Source organism: Candidatus Aminicenantes bacterium (assembly GCA_026393795.1).
In the GTDB taxonomy this organism is placed as follows: domain Bacteria; phylum Acidobacteriota; class Aminicenantia; order UBA2199; family UBA2199; genus UBA2199.
In genome coordinates this window covers 1-4,454 of sequence record JAPKZL010000155.1, presented here as the reverse complement: position 1 = coordinate 4,454, position 4,454 = coordinate 1, and the positions used below count along the sequence as shown (strand labels likewise).

Annotated in this window: 4 protein-coding genes; 3 read left to right on the top strand and 1 reads right to left on the bottom strand. The window is 58.2% G+C overall.

The annotated features are described in order from the left end of the window. From NTW95_07230 to NTW95_07220, 3 genes are all read left to right on the top strand, one after another. Positions 1-749 (top strand): alkaline phosphatase family protein (locus NTW95_07230; GenBank protein MCX6557204.1); only part of this gene is annotated, 749 nt, incomplete at its 5' end. A gap of 60 nt (positions 750-809) precedes the next feature. Then, positions 810-1,163, top strand: a complete 354-nt coding sequence (locus NTW95_07225; GenBank protein MCX6557203.1) for a PilZ domain-containing protein — start codon at positions 810-812, stop codon at positions 1,161-1,163. Between the two features lie 189 nt (positions 1,164-1,352). Continuing rightward, entirely contained in the window at positions 1,353-3,761 is a 2,409-nt protein-coding gene (locus NTW95_07220) for a hypothetical protein (GenBank protein MCX6557202.1), read from the top strand. Between the two features lie 48 nt (positions 3,762-3,809). Here NTW95_07220 and NTW95_07215 read toward each other — a convergent pair. After that, positions 3,810-4,454, bottom strand: a 645-nt coding sequence (locus tag NTW95_07215) for a hypothetical protein (GenBank protein MCX6557201.1), incomplete at its 5' end; no start/stop codon positions are given.

Below are 4,454 nucleotides of genomic sequence, written 5' to 3'. Positions count from 1 at the left end.
AGATCTTTTTCAGCACCCTGGACAAGATCCGGGACGGCCTGATCATCCAGGTCTTTGAGACCACCGACCGCATCCAGCATATGTTCTGGCGCTATTTGCCCGATTCGGGTTCATCGGCGCCGCGGCCGAGCCAAAAGGAAATCGTGCGCAACGCCATCCTGGAGAGCTACCGGGCCATGGACGACTTGATGGCGCGGCTTTTCAAAAAAATGGGCCCGGACGATCTGCTGATGGTCGTTTCCGACCATGGCTTCAATGCCTTCAACCGCGGTTTCAATCTGAACACCTGGCTGCACCAGGAGGGCTACCTGGTGCTCCGGGACGGCAAGAAGACCAGCGGCAAGTGGTATGCCGACGTCGACTGGAGCCGCTCGCGCGCCTTCGGCCAGGGCCTGAACGGCATCTTCCTCAACCTCAGGGGCCGCGAGAAGAGCGGCATCGTCAACCCCGGGGCCGAGGCCGAGGCCTTGAAGAGGGAAGTGGTCGGCTATGCCATAGGTTACCGCGTTTCCTGGGAATCGGCGGTCAACTACGTCGGCGAGGATCTGTTTTCCGACAACACCCGCATGTGGAGCGGCGACCATGCCTTTACCCGCGACCAGATCCCGGGAGTTTTCTTCTGCAACCGCCGCATCGCCGAAAAAGATCCCGGACTGATCGACATTTCCCCGACCGTGCTCGCCGCTTTCGGCATCGCCAAACCCGCTTTCATCGAGGGCCGGGACCTGAAAATAGGCGAAAAATCCTGAAGCGGTTGATTTTTTCCGATTTTTGAATATAGTATTGGGTAGGAAATAGGGGGGATGGCCATGATCAAAAAAAGAGATGAAAAGCGCATCCTGTTCCGCAAGCTGGTGATCTGCAAATGCGGCGACGAGAGGCACCCCGGCTTCGTCCAGGATGTTTCGCAGCATGGCATCGGCATCCAGACCATGCAGCGCCCGTCGCTCTTTCGCAAGGTGCACATCGCGCTGGCCGACGGCCAGGAATCGATCTCCCTGGACGGGGTGGTGCGCTGGACGAGCGAGTATTCCGGCGAGCTCGCCAGCAAGCCGCGCGAGATCGGTATCCACATCCCCCGTCCGCCCGCCAGCTACCTGCGCCTGGTGGCCGATTGCAGCAACCGAGGTCAACCCAGCCCCGACCCGCTTGCGCTTAAATAACCCGCGCAGGCATTTGCGACTGCCCATAAAAATTTCCCTCTGTTGAAACCACATCCATTTTCCCTTAAAATGTCATTTTGAATAAAATGTAAGCAACCGCATGGTCCGGGCTGCACGGCCGCGGATCACCTTTGGATTACCAATTGCGGCGGGGAGTTTGCGGCATAAAAAATGGAGTCGAAAGAAAAGATGGGCAAAAAAATGTATGGCGGGTTGTTCATGGTAACCCTGTCGACCCTGATGCTGGAAATCCTGCTGACACGAATTTTCAGCGTCACCATGTGGTACCACTTCGCGTTCATGGCCATCTCGATCGCCATGTTCGGCATGACCGCCGGGGCCGTCGCGGTTTACCTCCTACCCAGCCGTTTTCCGCAGGCGCACGCCATAAGGCAGATGTCACGCCATGCACTTTTTTTCGCCCTCGCCACACTCGCGGCTTTTCTCGTCCATCTCCTTGTACCTTTCCAGCCGCAAATGTGCCTGGCGGGGTTGGCCTCGGTGGCGGCCACTTTTGCCGCGCTTTCCCTGCCGTTCTTTTTTAGCGGCATTTGCGTGACCATCGCCCTCACTCGCTTTCCCGCCCATATCCACAGACTGTATGCGGCCGATCTGGCCGGCGCGGCCGTCGGCTCTTTCCTCTTGTATTTCATCCTGGGCGTGCTGGATGGCCCGACGTCGGTCATTTTTGTCGCTTTCCTGGCCACGATGGGGGCTTTTTTGTTCGCGCTGGAGGCAGGGGCCGTGAAGATGCGCCGGCTTGCCGCGGCCGTCGGCGCAATTTTCATCGCCCTGATCGTTTACAATGCCGTGCTGGCCGTTCCCGAGACCAGGCTTTTTTCCATCCGCAGGGTCAAGGGAATTCGCGAACCGGCCCTGGTATACGAAAAATGGAGTTCCTATGCCCGCGTGGCCGTACGCCGGCAGCCCATGCTCCAGCCTGTGGGATGGGGCTTGAGTGAGCGCAGCCCGGATTTCGTACCGGTGCAACAGCTCTATCTGGATATCGATGCCGCGGCCAGTACGATGCTCACCCAGTTTGACGGCAGCTTTGACAAGCTGCAGTACCTGAAATATGACATCACCAACCTGGTCCATTACCTTCGCTCCCGGGCCAAAGTGCTTGTGGTCGGAACCGGCGGCGGACGCGACATCCTCTCGGCGCTTGCTTTCGGTCAAAATAGTGTCCTGGGCGTGGAGATTAATGGCGATATCATCCGGGCGGTCAACCGCCGCTTTGGCGATTTCACCGGCCACCTGGACCGCCGCAGCGACGTCCGTTTTGTCAACGACGAGGCCCGGTCCTACCTCACCCGGAGTCGCGAACGCTTTGACATCATCCAGATATCCTTGATCGATACGTGGTCCGCCACGGCCGCCGGTGCTTTCGTGCTGGCAGAAAACTCCCTGTATACGGTGGAGGCCTGGAAGGTTTTTTTCGAACGACTCAGCCCCAGAGGCATTCTTTCCGTCTCCCGCTGGTTTGCCAAAGGCATGCCCGGGGAAATGTATCGCCTGACCTCCCTGGCCGCCGCGGCGCTGAGGCAGGAGGGTGTAGCGGATCCCCGCCGGCACATCATGATCGCGCGAATGAATGTCCGCAGGCCGGTGAATGTGCCACCGGGTCTGGCGACCATGCTTTTAAGTCGGGCGCCGTTTACGGAAGAAGAAATCGCCTCGATCAAGGGAGTCTGCGCGCGCATGGGTTTCCAGCTGGCTTTGTCACCGGCGGAGGCCGTGAACGGCGATTTCGCCAAGTTGACTTCGGCCCGGGAGGCCTCCGGGTTCGTCGCCGCTTATCCGTTGAATATCCAAGCGCCGACGGATGAAAGCCCGTTTTTTTTCAACATGCTTCGTTGGCGGGACGTTTGGAAACAGAAATACCTGGACCCGATCATCGAGGTCAATCTCAAGGCCGTTATGATACTGGCCGACTTGCTTATCATCATCTTTGTATTGGTCGTCTTGTGCATTGTTGTCCCGCTTTTTCTAACTTCCCGGCGCTTGAACTTTCGCGGGACGGTTCCTTTTTTCACTTTTTTCACTTGCATCGGCAGCGGTTTCATGTTGGTCGAAATTTCCCAGATGCAACGACTGGCCGTGTTTCTGGGACATCCCAGCTACAGCCTAACGGTGGTTCTTTTTTCGCTCCTACTGGCCAGCAGCCTGGGCAGTTTTGTAAGTGGGCGAATGGGTGCCGAGCGTTCTGCCAGGAAAACGATTCGCCTTTTCTCTCTTTTGCTGTTGAGTCTGCTGGTCTTGGGCCTGATCACGCCGGCGCTGCTGCACGCTTTTCGGGGCGCAACCACGCCGCTGCGGATTCTTGTCGCCGTGGGTCTGCTTTTTGCCCAGGGGATTTTCATGGGCATGGCCTTTCCCATGGGCATGAACCTGGCCCATCGCCATTCGCCGCACCTGGCTCCCTGGTACTGGGGGATCAATGGCGCCGCCTCGGTGTTCGCCTCGGTGTTGGCTGTGGTCTTGTCCCTGAGCTGGGGCATCTCCGTCTCTTACTGGACCGGCCTGGCTGCTTATGGAATCGCATTCGGCTCCGTGGCTGTGATGTCGCTCCGTTCCCGGCGCTCGCCCGGCGTCTGAGACGAGGCACTTACTTCATCTGTTTTTTTGAGCGGTCTGAAAAAAATATTATATGAAATAGCCCAAAATTTCGTTCAACAGCAAAATTTTCTCGGGCGGCACGGCGATGTTGGGACCGCGGTGGATGAGAAAACCCTCGGAAAGTAAAAAGTCGGTGGGAGCAGAAAAAGACTTGAAAGCCGAAGCCGGAATACCGCTGAGCAGACGCAGGCCGGTGATGATCCGCCGCTTGGCCGGGTCCATTTGTTTGGTCCTTGTTTGCGGAAGTTTTACCTGCTCCAGGGGGGCATAATATTTTTTTAAATCGGCATGATTGCGATAATCCCGACCCGCCAGAAAACCGGCGGCCGAGGGGCCGAGGCCGATGTAAGGCTCCATGCGCCAGTATTTCAGGTTATGCTTGGAGGCCTTGCCGGGGCGGCAGAAGTTGGAAACCTCGTAGTGTTCGAAACCGAGCGCCACGAGCGCCCGGCGCGCATGAGTATAGAGGCGGGCGTCGCGGTCGCCGCTGCCCGGGCGGGGAACCCCCTCCAGAATATAGACCGAGACATGGGCGAGATTCAGCGCCTGGATAGCCGCGAAGTTCAAGGCCATGCTTTTTTCAGTCTGCGTGGGCAGGCCGATGATCAGGTCGATGCTGACGTTGGCAAAGCCGGCGTCGCGGGCCATGGCCACGGCCCGCAGCGCCTGAGC